Source organism: Methylorubrum sp. Q1 (assembly GCF_004683995.1).
Classification (GTDB): domain Bacteria; phylum Pseudomonadota; class Alphaproteobacteria; order Rhizobiales; family Beijerinckiaceae; genus Methylobacterium.
In genome coordinates, this window is sequence record NZ_SRHQ01000112.1 from 1 (window position 1) to 264 (window position 264).

Sequence of the window (264 nt, forward strand, 5' to 3'; positions counted from 1 at the left end):
ACGCAAACGCCCCGCCCTTCCACGATCAAACTCCATTCGGACCCGTCCTCCTCAAAGGTTCGCCGCCATGCCGATCAGCAAGAGAATTCGCTCGATCAATCTACGATCCATCAAGTCGAAAATCATCGGTACGGTCGCGATCCTGGTTGTGTTGTCCGGCCTGACCGGCGGCTTCGCGATCCTCAAGGTCGATCAGGTCTCGGCGATCGGCGCGGCGCTGGCCCGTCAGGTCGAGGCCGTGACCTTGCTGGGCGACCTCGCCCG

1 protein-coding gene is annotated in these 264 nt (G+C 62.1%); it reads left to right on the forward strand.

What is annotated here, in order from left to right; all coding sequences use genetic code 11:
- Window positions 1–67: 67 nt before the first annotated feature.
- Window positions 68–264 (forward strand): hypothetical protein (locus E4V01_RS25490; RefSeq protein ID WP_135300311.1); only part of this gene is annotated, 197 nt, incomplete at its 3' end.